Genomic DNA, 15,372 nt, shown 5'->3' on the forward strand with positions numbered 1-15,372 from the left:
GAGACCGGCGCCGGCGGCGGAATTCATCGCTGCGGCGGAAATTCACGGGGCCGTGGGTCACCGCAGGTCACGGTCCTGCGGTCTCGGGCCGTGCACGTACGGGGCGTCAGTTCCAGGACTGCGGAGGAAGCTGGTTCCAGGCACGCGCTGGCGGCCGGTCTTGGCCGGCGAGGACAGGTCGATCCGGCAGGTGGTCAGCTGGTCGAAGGCGCTGACGGTGTTGGCCGTACAGTGCTGCACGGCCACCTCGCGGGTCACGACGGCGCCGGCCGCGTACACCGGGATCTCCGTGAAGATCCGGTCGACCTTCCGTTCGGCGATGGCGGGGATGCCGTCGCCGATGCGTCGGACGACCTCCTCCGCTGTCACGCGGGTCGATTCGAACAAGACGACACGTCACCTTTGTGTTGAGGTCGGCGGGAGGTTCGCGACGGGTTCGCGCAGCCGCAGGCTACGGAGGGATTCAAGCACGGCCGTCAACCTTCCGGATCGGGACAGCGCCGCCGTGGCCGCGACCCCGGCAGCCCCTTGATGATAACGACGCGTCACTCGGTACGAAGTGCCGCGAGGCGGCGCGATCGCCTTGTCGGGTGAGACTTCCCATGCGTCCGGTGGTTTTCCAGGACACCACGATGTCCACGAACTCCGCTCCTGGTCTTCATTGTCGGGGGATGTCGAGGCCGGCGGCGCGAAGCCGTTGTCCGATCAGGGCGGTCAGCCGGTCCCATGTTGGCGAGTGCGGTTCGCCGTCGTAGTTGTTGGTCAATCCGTATCGGGCGCCGTCGGGTTCCTTCAGGTCTGCGTCTCCAGCTTCTTGTGGATGAACATCCTGACGTCGTGCGGGCAGTCCTCACGCTGGGACAGGCGCAGCGCGCGGTTTCCCGGAACCGCGCGTTCATGGATGACGATCGCCTCGGCGATGGCGTGTTTGGTCGCCGACGTCGCGGCCGGCCACAAACGCTTCTCCAGCCAGGCCGCGAAATTGGGGGACCGGTCCAGGACGGAGCGGATCAGGCTCGCGGTCCTTCGCCGGTTCGGCGTCCCGAGCCCGGCGCAGTCCCATCCGGTGAGCACGGACTCCACGGTCGGTCGTATGTCCTCGAAAGGCAGTCGAATCAGACCGATCTTCCTGACCGAGGTCGACCAGCGGGCGAAGCTCGTGGATGCCTCCGACGCCGATTCACCGGGCCAGAAGGGGCGCGGCTCGGCGTTCAGCCGTATGACGGGAGCGGCCGTGCCCGTCACGATCTCCTTGACGAGTTCAGGATCGAGCGGATGCGATTCGTCGATGCGGAACACCAAGGACAGGAGCGCTTTGACGAGGTTCGTGTGCTCACCCGAGTCGAGTGCGGCCTTCAGCCGGCCGGTGGCGGCCGCGGTGAGGAGGTCGCTGAGAGGAGTCTCGGAGCCATCTGTGTCGAGCGTAAGACCTGACAGGAGGGTTCCTGGAGTGGCGTCGGGGTCGGCGAGAAAGTTCGCCAGCTTGATCGCGACATCGGTGTGCGGGGTTCGGAGCAGAGCGCAACGCCATGCGGTGGTCGCGGTGTCCGGTTCCTGCTCCGTCCGATCGGCTTCCTCCAGGCCGCGCAGCGCGGCGGAGGCGTTGGTGCCCTTCATGATCTGGTCCGAGAGCCAGGCGCGCGCCTGCTGGTCCAGGTGTGCGATCCTGCCTTCGAACCGGGCACGCCGCAGCATCTCGTCGCCTCCGGCGGCGGGGAGCATTGTTCGGAACCGTTCCCGTTGCCGGAACAGGAACTCCACCGGTGCGGTTCGCAGCCAGCTTCCGATCGGACTGAGCCGGACGGCGGTCCAATCGCCGTTCGGCTTCTCGCCGCTTTGCAGCGGATGCATCTCCCGGTCGGCCCTGTAGAACGAGTCCAGCAGCTCCTCGTGGAGGTCGACGTCCGCTCCCGCGAGCTGGATCAGCGCGGTCCAGACCTGCCTGGGATCAGCGCTGGTGTGCGGTATGAACGCTTCGATGAGCGCCAGCCTGTCCTGCTTCGGCAGAACGCCGCTGACATGCTTGGCGAGCGCCAGCGCCTTCCCGATGGCGCTGCGGCCGGCGTCCCCGGGGATGCCTCCCAGTGCCGTGCCGACCTCCGAAGGAAAGTCGTCGGCGACGAACTTCGCCGTGTTGGTCCAGCGTTTCGGAAAGGAGACCGGTGCGTCCGAGAGCACCAGTGACATGAGTTCGTCTCTGATTCCGTCGTCTCGGCAGAGTTCGCGGACCAGCCGGATCTGCATCGCGTCCCAGGGGTCGGGCAGTTCGGTCTCCAGGAGAACGGTCCAGTCGCCCCAGCCGAATTTCTGGCGGACGCCGGGGTCGTCCATGCACCAGCGGAGCAGCTCGACCCCCTCCGCGGACCCGATGTCGGGAGGACTCGCCGAGAGCATCGGTTCGGCCAGCACCGCGATACGACTCGGCTCGGCTGCCCGGCTTTTCAATGCGGCCGTGAGCAGCTCGCGTTGTCCCCGCGGGCCGAGCTGTTCGTAGCGCTTGCAGAGGAGACTGAACAGGGCCGAGTCCATTTCGACCTTGCAAAGGTATTCGACGAGGTAGTACGGCACGTTCACCCACGTGTCCATAGGGATCCCGGGACGGATGTCCTCGATGAGATCGAGCGTCGTCGCCAACCGGTCGCGCTGCTGCTCGGGGGGCAGATGGAGGAGCAGTGCACCGATCGCGCGGGAGATGTCGATGAGGTACCGATCACTGTGGCTGGTGAGGAACCAAATGCAGATGGTCAGGGCCGCTTCGGCGCAATCCGGGTGCGCGTCTCCGAGGAGCCCCGCCATGGACCGCATCAGCACGTCGTCTCGTCTGGCGATCTGCGCGAAGACCGCTTCGAGGCGCTCCGGGACGCCGCGTGTGGAGGCCGACAGCAGGTGGTACTGCGACCCGAGAGGCGAGTCGATCGGGACGTACTGCAGCAGCTCCTCGTGGCGGCTCTCCGGAGTCTCCTGCAACAGCATCAGGTGGAGCGCGATCGGCCACATGCGAGAGCTCGCGTCGTCGAGTTCGGAACGCAGGAGGACGAGTCTCGCGTCCTCGGCCCGCTGGGCGAGGAGGACCGCGATCGCGAACTCGGCGAAGGTCTGGTGGAAGAACTCGTAGCGTCCGCCGCGGTCGAGCACTACGCCGTCGCTGACCAGCGCCCCTATGCTGGCGTCCCAGCCGTCGAGTGCGACGGCCAGCGTCAGGCGATCAGGGTTCAGGTCGAGCACGAGTTCGGCGAGCGCGAAGGCGGCTCCTTCCTGCCGCTTCGAGCGCGATGTCCTCATGTTGTGACGGTCGCGGGCGATCCGCTGAATCCAGTAGGCCTCATAGAGACCGGTGATGGTGAGGTCGGCCGGTAGGCGGCCCTTGTCGGAGAAGAGGCGGCATGTCATCGCGAGCCGGAGGGGGACCGCGCAGATCCGCTTGATCGTGCGGGCCCTGGCCGGGTCCGACAGCGAACCGATGAAGCGTTCCCGTTGCGGGAGGGGCAGGTCGAGTTCCGAGACGTACCGCTCGGCCCATTCCACGATCTCGTCCTCGGAGAGGTCCGGCATCGTGATGAGGGCGGGCGGTTCGCCGTCGTTCCAGGGGGCGCCGGGGTCCGGTGTGAACAGCTCGCTGTACTCGCGCTTGCGGCAGGTCGCGAAGAGTCGGGCGTGCCGGGCGCACCGGCGGAGCAGCTCGCGGAGCGCGTGGGCGGTGTGCTCGGTGGCGACCACGTCCAAGGTGTCGATGAGGAGATGCACCGAGCCGTGCTTGTCGCGGAGGCGCTCCAGGGCCTTGACGATGCCCGACTCCGGCTCGGGAACGGCGGCGGCGCGGGCGAAGGCCGCGTCCGCCCCTTGCACCTCGGTCAGGTCTTCGGTGGAGCCGATGCGGCCGCATGCTACGGCCACGACGACTCCGCCGCCTGGCCTCCGGGGTTCTGCCAGCTTCTCGGCCGCCTGCTTGAGGAGGATGCTCTTGCCGAGGCCCCCTTCACCGATCGCGAAGACGATGCGGCCGGTGCCCTCGTCCCAGTCCGGGACCTTGTCCCGCACCAGGCCGAGCCGGTCGACGATCGGAAGGGCGAAGGACTGGATGGAGTCCAGTCCGCCAAGGAAGTGCCGCCCGGGACTGGGAGCCGGCTTCTGCCCGGGCTGCTTCAGAAGCTTGTCCTTCTCGCTCCGGGCCGCCCAGTACAGGGCGTCCCAGTCGGTTCCGGGCATCCGGACCTGGTTGGACCGGAGCAATGCTTTCATCTTCTGCCAGGTCGGCGGCTTGGGCACGGTCTTGCCCTTCTTCGTGTCCGACCACGTGCCCCTGGAGACGCCGCTCAGATCCGCGGCACCACGCTCGCCGTGGTCGATGCGGGCCAGGGCCTCGCCGATCGCCGTCCTGAACGCGCGCTGCTCAGCATCCGGGGGGTTCTCGGCCATCGGACCTCCGGGGGCGCGGATGTCCGGGCCGGATGTCCGGGCCGGACATTGTCGTTTCGCTGACGATGATCGCCTTCTATGGTAGAGACCCGCGCGGCGCTGTCCGGACCTGTGCGGACGATCGAGGATAATGTGGATACCACCGGAAAACCTGGATGCTGGCAGCATGAACGCTCGATCGAACTCGCAGACTGCGAGCTTGGCGACGGGAATCCGTCCGGTCCGGGTCTTCATCGTGGCGCAGGAGTGGCGCTCCGCGCACGGGGGCCTGGCCACGATGAACCGGTCGCTGAGCATCGCCCTCGCCGCAGCGGGCGCGTCCGTCGTCTGCCTGATGCCCGAGGTGCGCCGGGAGGACTACGAGGACGCCGCAGCGCACGATGTCATCCTGATCGAGGCCCGGCCGGTTCCCGGAGGCACCGCGCAGCAGGCCATGCTCCGCAAGCCGGTGCTGCCCCACGGCTGGCGGCCGGACCTGGTCATCGGGCACGGCCGAGTGACCGGACCCGAGGCGCTGGGCCTCACCCAGGACTTTTTCGGCGAGGCCAAGCGGCTTCAGGTCGTCCATGTCGCCCCGGACGAGATCGAATGGTGGAAGGAAGGCCGGACCGACGACGCCGGGGTGCGGGCGCAGGCGCGCACGGAGCTCGAACTCGACCTCGCCGTCAGCGCGCACCGGACCGTGGCGGTGGGCCCGCGCCTTCATGCCCGGATGCGCCGCGACCTGTCAGTGCACGACGGCGTCCCCGAACCCGTGCGGCTGGACCCCGGGTTCGACCACACTGATCTCGACGTCGTGCGGACCCCGCCACCGGGCGGACCGGACCAAGTGCTGCTCATGGGCAGGATCGAGGACTACGAGATCAAGGGGGTCGGACTCGCCGCGCAGGCACTCGCCCACGCCATGCGGCTGCGCGGCCCCGCCGCCCCGAAGATCGAACTGCTCGTGCGCGGTGCCCCGCCCGGCGAGAGCGCGGCATTGCGTGAACGCCTCATCATCGAACTCGGGGATGCGGCCATGCAGGTGACGGTGCGGCCCTTCACCACCGACCAGTCCGCGCTGCGGCACGACCTGCTGCGGGCGAGCCTGCTCCTCATGCCCTCGTCGGCCGAGGGCTACGGCCTGGTCGGCCTGGAGGGGATCACAGCCGGCACCCCGGTCCTCCTCAGCGGCCAGAGCGGACTGGGCCAATCGCTGAGCGGGGTGGTCTATCCCGCAGGAGCGACAGGTCCGGTCGTCCCGGTGACGTCCGACCCGACCGAGGACGCCGACCGGTGGGGCCACCGGATCGCCGCTGTGCTCGAAGACCGGGACGCCGCGTTCAGGAGGGCCGATTGGCTGAAGCGCGAACTCGCTGCGAAGTGGACTTGGAAGAGCGCCGCCGAGGACCTCCTCTCCCTGTGACGCAACAGGCGGTCGAGGAGAGCGCGGCACCGGTCCGCGGCAGTAGCATTGGAGGGCCGACGCGACTCGGAGGAACCCCATGCAGCCCGATGGAGCACGACCGCGACCTGCCGCGACCGCCTTCGAGAACGAGTTCCACGGCAAGGTCCGCGATATCGTCCAGATTGGACATGTCAGCGAGTTCCGTTTAGCGTCCGGTGACAAGTGCTCCGATTCGGCGCCGATCCGCGTGGGCACCGTGCCGGAGCTGGTGGCGGCCCGGCAGCATCGACGGCTCGACGAACGGCTCTCGGAAACCATGGGCGGCAAGGCGAACTGCCTGATCCTCTCCGGCATGGGCGGCGCCGGGAAGACCCAGGCCGCCGCGGCCTACGCCCGCCGTCAATGGCGCAGCGGCGCGGTCGACCTCCTCGTCTGGGTGAACGCGGCCTCCCGCGACGCGGTCATCGCGGCCTACGCGCAGGCCGCGGCCGAGGTCGGGGAGGCCGTCACGGACGAGATCGAGGCGAACGCCGCCAAGTTCCACGCCTGGCTCGACCGGCCCCTCGGGCGCCGCTGGCTCGTGGTCCTCGACGACCTGCAAGATCCGGTCGACCTCAATGGACTCTGGCCTCCGCCGAACCCGGACGGGCGCGTCGTCGTCACCACCCGCCGCCGCGACGCTGCGCTCGACGGGGCCGGACGCGACCGCGCCACCGCCGACCTGTTCACCGAGTCCGAGAGCCTCGCGTTCCTCCGCGAGCGCCTTGGCGGCGACGCTGCGCGCCTTGTCGGCGCCGGCGACCTGGCCGCGGATCTCGGTCACCTCCCGCTGGCGCTCGCGCAGGCCGCCGCGTTCGTCCTCGACCAGCCGGGTATGACCTGCGGCGAATACCGCGGCCTGCTCGCCGACCGCTCGATCGCGCTGGCGCACCTGCGACCCGAATCGCTGCCCGACGGCCACGACCGGGCGGTCGCCGCGGCGTGGTCGCTGTCGATCGGACTCGCCGACTCGTCGCGGCCGACCGGCTCCGCCACGAAACTCCTGCGGGTGTTGAGCCTCCTCGACCCCAACGGAATCCCGGTCGCCGCCGTACATTCATCCATAGCGGATTTGATGACGGCACGGCGCCTGCTCGGGCGGCTGCGACAGATGAGCCTCATCGAGTACGACGGCGACGTGATCCGCGTCCACGCCCTGGTCCAACGTGCGGTCTACGACGAGACCCCTGCGAGCGAGCGGGCCGAGGCCGCCCTAGCCGCGGCGGATGGCCTCCTCCAAGCCTGGCCTGTTCCCGAACGCAACTCCGCGTTCACTGCGATGCTGCGCTCGAACGTCGCCTACCTGTGGCGCAGCGCGGAACCGGAACTGCTCGGCGACGGCGTCCACGAACTGCTCTTCCGGGCCGGCGACAGCCTCGGCGACCACGGCCGCACCGAACAGGCCCGGGCCTACTTCGAATGGCTCGGCGACGCCGCCACAGTGGTCCTCGGCGGCGCGCACGCGGACGTCATGAGGGTACGGGCGCGGACTGCCCACTGGCAGAAGGAGTCCGGAGACATCGTAGGAGCGTTCAGAACACTGGCCGGGCTGCTGCCGTCATGCAGTGCAGCCCTCGGGCCGACGCACCCGCTCACGTTTGAAATCCGCATCAGCCTGGCACTGCGCGCCGGCGAATCCGGCGACGAACACGGCGCCGCCCGCGCCCTCGAAGCAGTGGTTGCGGAACAACGCGGCCTCCTCGGGCCGGACCATCCCGGCACCCTGGAGGCCCGCTTCGGGCTCGCGCGGTGGCGCGGCCGGGCCGGGGACCGGGCGTACGTGATCGACGTGCTCCGGAGGCTGGAAGCGGAGTACCGCGCCAAGCTCGGTCCGGACGATCCGAGCACCTTGGCCGTCCGCTCCAGCCTCGCCCGCTGGCTTGGGCGCACCGGCGACCTCGCGGCAGCCGTCAACGGATACGAGCACCTGCTCGCCGACTGGACCCGCGTCTTCGGCGCCCGCCACCCCGGCACCCTCAACGCCCGCTACCACCTCGCCACCTGGACGGGCAGGTCCGGGCGGCGGACCGAAGCCGTCGCCATGCTGGAGCGGCTGGTGCCCGACATCGCGGCGGTCCACGGCCCGTCGCACGCCAGAACACTCCGCGCCCGCGCCAGCCTCGCCTGCTGGTACGGCGAATGCGGTGAACCGCGCCGGGCCTGGACCGCGCTGGCCGGACTCGTCCCGGTCCAGATCGAGGTGCTGGGCCCCGAGCACCCCTACACCTTCAAGTCCCGCCACAACATCGGTCGCCTCCAGAAGCAGGCCGGCGACCGGGACGCCGCTCAAGCCACATTGGAAGCGCTCATCGAGGACCGCCGCCGCGTCCTCGGCGACGACCACCCCACTGTCCGGTCGACCCAGAAGGACCTTGACTCCCTCAGCGCGGGAGAGGAACCCGCGGCGGCGGTCGACGCTTTCCTGCGCGATCGCTGAGCCGTTCGGGTGAGATCGCCCCGGTGGCGACGTTCCCGGCCCCGGACGAGTCCAGCTTCGTCAACGGCGCCGCGGCTCAGCGGAGGGGACGGTAGAACTCGCGCAGGTCCTGCACGAGGAGGTCGGGGGCCTCCATGGCCGCGAAGTGCCCGCCGCGGTCGAACTCGGACCAGTGGACGATCCGGTGCGAGCGTTCGAGGAGCCCGCGAACCGCCGGGTCGGTCGGGAAGACGGCGACGCCGGTGGGCACGTCCGAGCGCGGGGCCGCGGGCTCGTCGCGGACGGCCCGGTACTGGTGCGCCGAGGTCGCGCCGGTGCCGGTGAGCCAGTACAGGGTGACGTTCGTGAGCAGCTGGTCGACGTCGACGGCGTGCTCGGGCAGCCGGGCCGCCGGGTCGGTCCAGTCGTGGAACTTGTCGACGGCCCACGCGAGCTGCCCGACGGGGGAGTCGTTGAGCGCGTAGGCGATCGTCTGCGGCTTCGTGGACTGGAGGTCCGCGTACCCGGTGCCGTGGCGCACCAGGTCCCGCACCGATTCGAGCCGGGCGCGCTCGTCGGCCGCGAGCGACGCGAGGCCGGGGTCGTCCGGCGGCGGGAGTTCGAGGCCGCCGTTGATGTGGACGCCGACGACCCGGTCGGGGGCGAGGCGCCCGAGGGCCGGGGAGACCTTCGAGCCGGTGTCGCCGCCGTGCGCGCCGAACCGGTCGTAGCCGAGCCGGTCCATGAGCGCGAGCCAGGCGCGGGCGATGCGGGCGTGGTCCCAGTCGGGCGCGGACAGCGGGGTGGAGAACGCGAACCCGGGCAGGGACGGGGCTACGACGTGGAACGCGTCGGCGGGGTCGCCGCCGTGTGCGCGCGGGTCGGTGAGCGGGCCGAGGATCTTCGTGAACTCGACGACCGATCCGGGCCAGCCGTGGGTGATCACGAGCGGGAGCGCGTCGGGCTCGGGCGAGCGCACGTGCAGGAAGTGGATGCGCTGGCCGTCGATCTCGGTGAGGCCCTGGGGGAACGCGTTCAGGGACGCTTCGTGGGTCCGCCAGTCGTAGTCGTGGAGCCAGTGGTCGGCGAGGCGGCGCAGGTGCAGGACCGGGACGCCGCTCGCCCAGCCCGGTTCGGGGCTGGCGGCGGGCCAGCGCGTCAGGCGCAGGCGGTCGTGCAGGTCGTCGAGCGCGGCCTGCGGGACGTCGATGCGGAATGCGGCGATCGATTCCATTGGCGGTGCTCTCCTCCGGGCCTCGGCAAGCGGATTCGGCGTTCCCCGAACGCGGTCTCGGTTCCATTCTCCATGCCGCGCAGGTGCTCGAAGGCCTGCAGCGGTCAGTGAGCGTCGGCGGCCGCTCCGGGTGCGGCGATCGAGCCGCGGGCTCGGAGGGGCATCGGGACGCGCTCGACCCCGGCCGCGGCCGCCGCGGGGGCGAGCAGGGCATCGATGGCCCTCCGTCCGAGCTCGTAGTGGGGGAGGGCGACCGTGGTGAGGCCGGGCCGGAGCCAGCCCGCGAGCTGGTGGTCGTCGAAGGAGACCACCGAGAAGTCTTGGGGCACGCGGAATCCGGCTTCCTGGATCGCCTGGTACGCGCCGAGGGCCAGGCGGTCGTTGAAGCAGAGGATCGCCCCGTCGGCGACCCCCGACCGCAGGAGCGCCGCGGTCGCCCGCCAGCCGTCCTCGGGCAGCCAGATGCCGCACCGCCGGCCGCTCGCGGGTTCGAGTCCGGCGCCGCCGAGTTCCTGGAGGATGCCCTCCAGGCGCTCCCGCCCAGCGATGGTCAGCGGCGGCACGTCGTCGAGCGTGGGGCCGGCGCCGATGAGGTGGATCTTGCGGTGGCCGGCGTCGAGGAGCGCGCGCGCGGCGGCGCGGCCCGCGCCGATCTCGTCGGGTATGACGACGGGGACCTGGGCCCGGGGCTCGGCGGGGACGGTGTTGAGGAACACGAGGGGGCGGCCGACTCCACTGGGGACGGGTCGCTCGCGGGTGAACATGGAGGCGATGACGATCCCGTCGACCTGCCGGTCCACCATGGCTTGGATGAGGCGGGCCTGTTCGTCCTCGGACCCTTCGGACTCGCCGATGAAGAGCATGTGGTCGTGCCGGCGCGCGCCTTCGAGCGCGCCCTTGATCATGTCGCCCGCGAGCTGCGACGTCGCCACCGTGTCGGAGATGAAGCCGAAGGTGCGGCTGAGGCCGGTCCGGAGGACCTGCGACGCCGCGTTGGGGCGGTACGCCAGCTCGGCGGCGACCTGGCGCACCCGCTGCTGGACGGGTTCGGAGATCCGCAGCTCGTCGCCGCGGTCCGACAGGACCAGCGATGCCGTCGTGCGGGACACGCCCGCGGCCTTGGCGACGTCGGCGAGGGTGACTCGCTTCTGGTGCACGTGAGGTCCTTCCGTACGCCGGGGTCTCCGGGGAGTTGACAAAACACAGCTCCGTCTCGCAGTATAGGCGTTGCTAACTCGGTTTAGCTCGACGGCGGCGCCCTCCGCCGATCCCTCTGGATGAAAGGGGACAACGATGTCTCGCATCAGGAAGACCCGTCGGCGCGCCCTGGCCGTCTCGGGCGTCGCCTTCTCGGCCGCCGTCGCCCTCGCCGCCTGCGCCCCTCCCGGGAGCGACGGCGCCGACGACGCCTCGACCCGGCTGACCGGCGACCCGACCTGCGGCGAGGACGCGGTCGTGCTCGACGCGTACTTCGAGACCGGATTCCCCCTCCCCGGGGCGCTCGCCGAGGAGTTCACGCGCCAGTACCCGAACGTCACCTTCGACATCCGCGAAGACCAGTTCGCCGTCATCACGCAGAACGCGCCGCGAACCCTTCAGGACTCCCCGCCGGACCTCATGCGGCTGCCGCAGATGTCCGAACTCGCCTCCGACGGGCTCCTCCTCGACCTCGACCCGTACGCGGAGGCGTTCGGCTGGGACGCATGGCCCGCCTCGCAGCTTGAGCAGATGCGCGTCGACGAGGACGGGAGCCGCGGCGACGGCCCGCTCTACGCGATGGGCCTCGGCTACTCGATGACCGGCGTGTTCTACAACAAGGAGCTCGCGGCGCAGATCGGGATGACCGAGCCCCCGGCGACCCTCGCGGAGCTCGACGGCTACCTCGCCGCCGCCCGCGACGCCGGCATCACGCCCGTCTCGCAGTTCAACGGCGGCGCCACCGGGGGCCTCGCCTTCCCGCTCCAAGCGCTCATGGCCTCGTACGGCGACACGGCCGCCGTCAACGACTGGATCTACCAGAAGCCCGGCGCCGACATCGACACGCCAGAGAACCTCGCCGCCGCCGAGCACCTCGCCGGGTGGATCGACGAAGGCTACTTCGCGGACGACGTCAACTCGATCGACTACGCGCAGATGATGAGCCGGTTCATCGACGGCGAGTCGCTGTTCATGTTCAACGGGGACTGGGAGTCGGGCAACCTCGACGCGCAGATGCCCGGCGGCGCCGGCTTCTTCCTGATGCCCCCGATCGAGGCGGGCGGCGCGATCGGCGCCATGTCCGCTCCGGCCACCTACGGGATCGCCGCCACCGCCGAGCACGCCGAGTGCGCCGCGTTCTTCCTGAACTGGGCGGCGACCGATGAGGAAGCGCGGACCATCGAGGTCGAGACCGGCGGCTCGCACCCGATGGGCCCCGCCGACGGCGTCATGCCCGAGGTCGCCGAAGGCTCCGTCACCGCCGCGACGCTCGCAGCGGGCGCGGCCATCAGCGAAGCGGACGGGGCGATGGACTTCATCGCCAACGCCACCGGTGCGATCTACGCCCAGAGCTGGACCCCCAACCTCCAGAAGCTGGTCGCAGGAGAGCAGACGCCCGCGGGCCTGCTCGAATCGGTGCAGGCCGACTACGAATCGCAGGTCGGAGACTAGATGCCCACGCCCGCGTCCACCGCGCCGACGCCCGGACTCGGCGGCGCCGCCCGTTCGCGCCCGCCCGCTCCGGGCCGGCGCGCCCGGCGCCGTCGCGCGGGCGGCCACCTGCTCGCCTACGCGCTGGTCGCCCCGGCCGCCCTCTTCTACGCGTTCTTCGTGCTCCGGCCCATCGTCGCCTCGGCGCAGTACTCGTTCTACGACTGGAACGGCGTCACGACGGCGACCTGGGCGGGCTTCGACAACTACGTCGCGGTGCTGAGCGAGCCCAAGCTCGTGGGCGCGATCCTGAACGCGTTCGAACTCATCCTGTACTTCAGCATCGTCCCCGTCGGGATCGCGCTCTTCGCCGCCAACCTCATCAGGTCCATCGCCGCGAGCCGGCTGGCGGCCGCCGCGCGGACCGTGCTGTTCATCCCGCAGGTGATCCCGCTGGTCGCCGCCGGCATCATCTGGAGCTGGCAGCTGTCGAGCGACGGCCTCGTCAACCAGGTCCTGCGGGCCGCGGGACTGGACGCCGTCACCCGGGCGTGGCTGGGGGACTTCGACACCGCCCTCCCTGCGGTGGGGGTCATCGGCGCGTGGGTGCAGACGGGCCTGTGCCTGGTGCTCATCCTCGCGGGCATGACGAGGATCGACGCGTCGCTCTACGAGGCGGCGCGCATCGACGGGGCGGGGCCCGTGCGCGAGTTCTTCTCGATCACGCTTCCCGGTGTGCGCCAGGAGATCGCCGTGTGCGTCACGGTCACCGTCATCTCCGCGCTCGCCAGCTTCGACATCATCTACGTCGCCACGCAGGGCGGACCGGGCGACAGCACCCTCGTGCCGGGCCTCCAGATCTTCTACCTCGCCTTCTTCGAGCGCGAGATCGGCACGGCCTCCGCGTTCAGCATCGTCCTGATGGCGCTGGTGATCGCCGTCGTCCTGCCGCTCCAGCGCCTCCTGCGGGGGAGCGAGTCATGATCGTGTCCCGTCGGGAGAAGATCATCGGACGCGTCATCCTCGTCGTCCTGATGCTGGTCACGGTGCTGCCCTTCGCCAGCATCTTCGTCACCGCCCTGCACGAACCGGGCAGCTACCCGCGGGGCATCGAATGGCCGGAGGCCCCGCACTGGGAGAACTTCGCCCTCGCCTTCCAGTCGGCGGACATGTTCCGCCTGCTCGGCTCCAGCGTCCTCATCGAACTGGGCGTCGTCCCCGCCGCGGTGCTCCTGGCGACCCTCGCCGGGTTCGGCCTCGGGCACCTCAGGCCGCCCGGCGCCCGGGCCCTGTTCGTCGTGTTCATCCTCGGCCTGACGCTCCCCTTCGAAGGGATCATCACGCCGCTGTACTTCCAGATCCGCGACCTCGGGATCCTGAACACCCGGTGGGCGATCATCCTGCCGCTGATCGGCCTGTTCATGCCGTTCGCGGTCATCTGGATGCGCGCGAACTTCGCGACGATCCCGAAGGAGCTGTCGGAAGCGGCGCGCGTCGACGGGGCCACCACGTGGCACCTGTTCTGGCGCATCCACATCCCGCTGTCGGTCCCGGCGATCTCGTCGCTCGCCATCCTGCTGTTCCTGTGGACGTGGAACCAGTTCCTCCTCGCGATCGTCCTCGTGGCCGACCCGGCCCAGCGGACCATGGCGGGTGCCCTGGGCGCCTTCCAAGGCCGGTACGGCACGGACATCCCGCTGCTGTGCGCCGGATCGCTGCTGATCCTGACGCCGACGCTGATCGTGTTCCTGGTCTTCCAGCGCAAGTTCGTCTCGGCCCTGCTCCAAGGGTCGCTGAAGGGATGACCGTCCCCGCGGCGGCCCTCCGTCTTCCGGGGGAGCGGTCGTCGCGGGCGTCCGCCTGTCGTACGACGCGAAATTCGTTCGTTCTGCGGGTGTACGGGACAATGCGCGCCAATACGGTTGCGGCATGCGCAAACCACTCTCCATTGCGGGCGCCCTCGCGCTCAGCCTCATCGCCCTCCCCGCCTCCGCCAGTGCGGCGCCCTCCGGCTCCCTCGACGAGGCGCTGCTCGACCGGAAGCTCCAGCAGCTCTACGACGCGGCGGACCACTCCATCACCGCCGAGGTGCGCCTCGGCGACGACGTCTGGTCCGAAGCCATGGGGCCCAGGAAGATCGACGGATCCGGCGGCGCCGTCGACGAGGACGACCGGGTCCGGATCGCCAGCCTCACCAAGTCGATGGTCGCGGCGGTGCTCCTCCAGCTCCAGTCCGAAGGCGAGGTCGACCTCGACGCGACGCTCGGCGACTACCTGCCGGGGCTCCTCCCGTACGAAAGCGAGCCGACCATCCGCCAGGTCATGCAGCACACCGGCGGCCTGCGCGACTACTTCCTCCACCTCTACCCCTCGCTCGCCGAGAACGACATGAGCGACGTGTACGCGAACTACCGGAACGACTACGCGCCAGAGGAACTCATCGCGATGAGCACCGCCGACCCGCTGCTGTTCGAACCGGGCACCGACTTCTCCTACTCGAACACCGGCTACATGGCCCTGGGACTGCTCGTCGAGCACCTCACGGGCAGGGAGCTGCGCGAGGTCCTCGACGAGCGCGTCTTCGAACCGGCCGACCTGGACGACACCTACCTGCCGAAGGACGGCACCGCGGGCATCCGGGGCGCGAACCCGGTGCCGTACATGACGACCGGCGAACCCGACGACCCGTACTTCGACACCTCGCGGCTCTCCAGCGACCAGCTGTGGGCGGCCGGCGGAGTGATCTCCACTATGGAGGACGTCAACGACTTCTACGACGCCCTCCTCGACGGCACGCTCCTGGACGGCGCGGGACTCGCCCAGATGACCGACTTCGTCGGCGGCGGCGAGGGCATGTACTACGGGCTGGGCCTGGTCGGCCTCAACCCGGGCTGCCCCGGCGACCCGGACGAGGTCTTCGTCGGCCACACCGGCGGCGGCCTGGGGCACCAGACGTACTCGTTCCACTCCGTCGACGGCGACACGCAGGCCACGTTCACCTGGAACATCGACGACCGCCACGCCGCCGCCGACCCCGACGAGCTGAACTGGGCGCTCGGCTCCCTCCTCATCGCCGGACTCTGCGGCGCCGACGCGGGCCCGATGCCGACCGGCGCCGACCAGCGGGTCCAAGCGCTGATCGCCGACCTCGTGCTCGAAGCGCCGACGCTCCTCAAGTAGCGCGCCGACCGGGCGGGCATACCGGGTATCCCCCGGGTGAGGGCGGCTCGACCCCCATGGCATACTTCCGCC

The 15,372-nt window shown here is 70.2% G+C and carries 10 protein-coding genes; 6 read left to right on the forward strand and 4 right to left on the reverse strand.

From position 1 onward, the window contains the following. Positions 1–57 precede the first annotated feature (57 nt). Together B0I28_RS15395 and B0I28_RS15400 are read right to left on the reverse strand one after the other, a co-directional pair. Positions 58–387, reverse strand: a complete 330-nt coding sequence (locus B0I28_RS15395) for a hypothetical protein (protein ID WP_106364716.1) — start codon at positions 385–387, stop codon at positions 58–60. 405 nt (positions 388–792) lie between these two features. Beyond that, positions 793–4,416, reverse strand: a complete 3,624-nt coding sequence (locus tag B0I28_RS15400) for an NACHT domain-containing protein (protein ID WP_181245802.1) — start codon at positions 4,414–4,416, stop codon at positions 793–795. Positions 4,417–4,615: 199 nt separating this feature from the next. On the opposite strand from B0I28_RS15400, the gene B0I28_RS15405 reads away from it, so the two are divergent. Both B0I28_RS15405 and fxsT read left to right on the forward strand, forming a co-directional pair. Further along, positions 4,616–5,821: a glycosyltransferase family 4 protein gene (locus B0I28_RS15405; protein ID WP_181245803.1), complete on the forward strand. Its 1,206-nt coding sequence runs from the start codon at positions 4,616–4,618 to the stop codon at positions 5,819–5,821. Positions 5,822–6,050: 229 nt separating this feature from the next. Beyond that, the gene (fxsT, locus tag B0I28_RS15410) at positions 6,051–8,279 is read left to right on the forward strand and encodes an FxSxx-COOH system tetratricopeptide repeat protein (protein WP_181245804.1); all 2,229 of its coding nucleotides are present in this window, start codon (positions 6,051–6,053) and stop codon (positions 8,277–8,279) included. Between the two features lie 76 nt (positions 8,280–8,355). Here the strand turns inward: fxsT and B0I28_RS15415 are convergent, their stop codons facing one another. Together B0I28_RS15415 and B0I28_RS15420 are read right to left on the reverse strand one after the other, a co-directional pair. Next, complete coding sequence (locus tag B0I28_RS15415; RefSeq protein WP_106364719.1) at positions 8,356–9,492, reverse strand: epoxide hydrolase family protein; 1,137 nt, start codon at positions 9,490–9,492, stop codon at positions 8,356–8,358. 104 nt (positions 9,493–9,596) lie between these two features. Continuing rightward, on the reverse strand, positions 9,597–10,649 hold the full coding sequence (locus B0I28_RS15420) for a LacI family DNA-binding transcriptional regulator (RefSeq protein ID WP_219926779.1): 1,053 nt from the start codon (positions 10,647–10,649) through the stop codon (positions 9,597–9,599). Between the two features lie 136 nt (positions 10,650–10,785). Between B0I28_RS15420 and B0I28_RS15425 the strand changes: the two genes are divergently transcribed. The 4 genes from B0I28_RS15425 to B0I28_RS15440 all read left to right on the forward strand — a co-directional run bounded on the left by B0I28_RS15425 (position 10,786) and on the right by B0I28_RS15440 (position 15,300). Beyond that, positions 10,786–12,141, forward strand: a complete 1,356-nt coding sequence (locus B0I28_RS15425; protein ID WP_106364720.1) for an ABC transporter substrate-binding protein — start codon at positions 10,786–10,788, stop codon at positions 12,139–12,141. Further along, a complete protein-coding gene (locus B0I28_RS15430) occupies positions 12,142–13,104 on the forward strand; it encodes a carbohydrate ABC transporter permease (protein WP_106364721.1) in 963 nt (320 codons plus the stop codon). Beyond that, positions 13,101–13,925, forward strand: coding sequence for a carbohydrate ABC transporter permease (locus B0I28_RS15435; RefSeq protein WP_106364722.1), 825 nt, complete (start codon positions 13,101–13,103; stop codon positions 13,923–13,925). Before B0I28_RS15430 ends, B0I28_RS15435 begins: the two co-directional genes overlap by 4 nt. Positions 13,926–14,049: 124 nt before the next feature. Then, on the forward strand, positions 14,050–15,300 hold the full coding sequence (locus B0I28_RS15440) for a serine hydrolase domain-containing protein (protein ID WP_106364723.1): 1,251 nt from the start codon (positions 14,050–14,052) through the stop codon (positions 15,298–15,300). Positions 15,301–15,372: the final 72 nt, after the last annotated feature.

It is taken from the genome of Glycomyces artemisiae, assembly GCF_003002955.1.
Lineage (GTDB): Bacteria > Actinomycetota > Actinomycetes > Mycobacteriales > Micromonosporaceae > Glycomyces > Glycomyces artemisiae.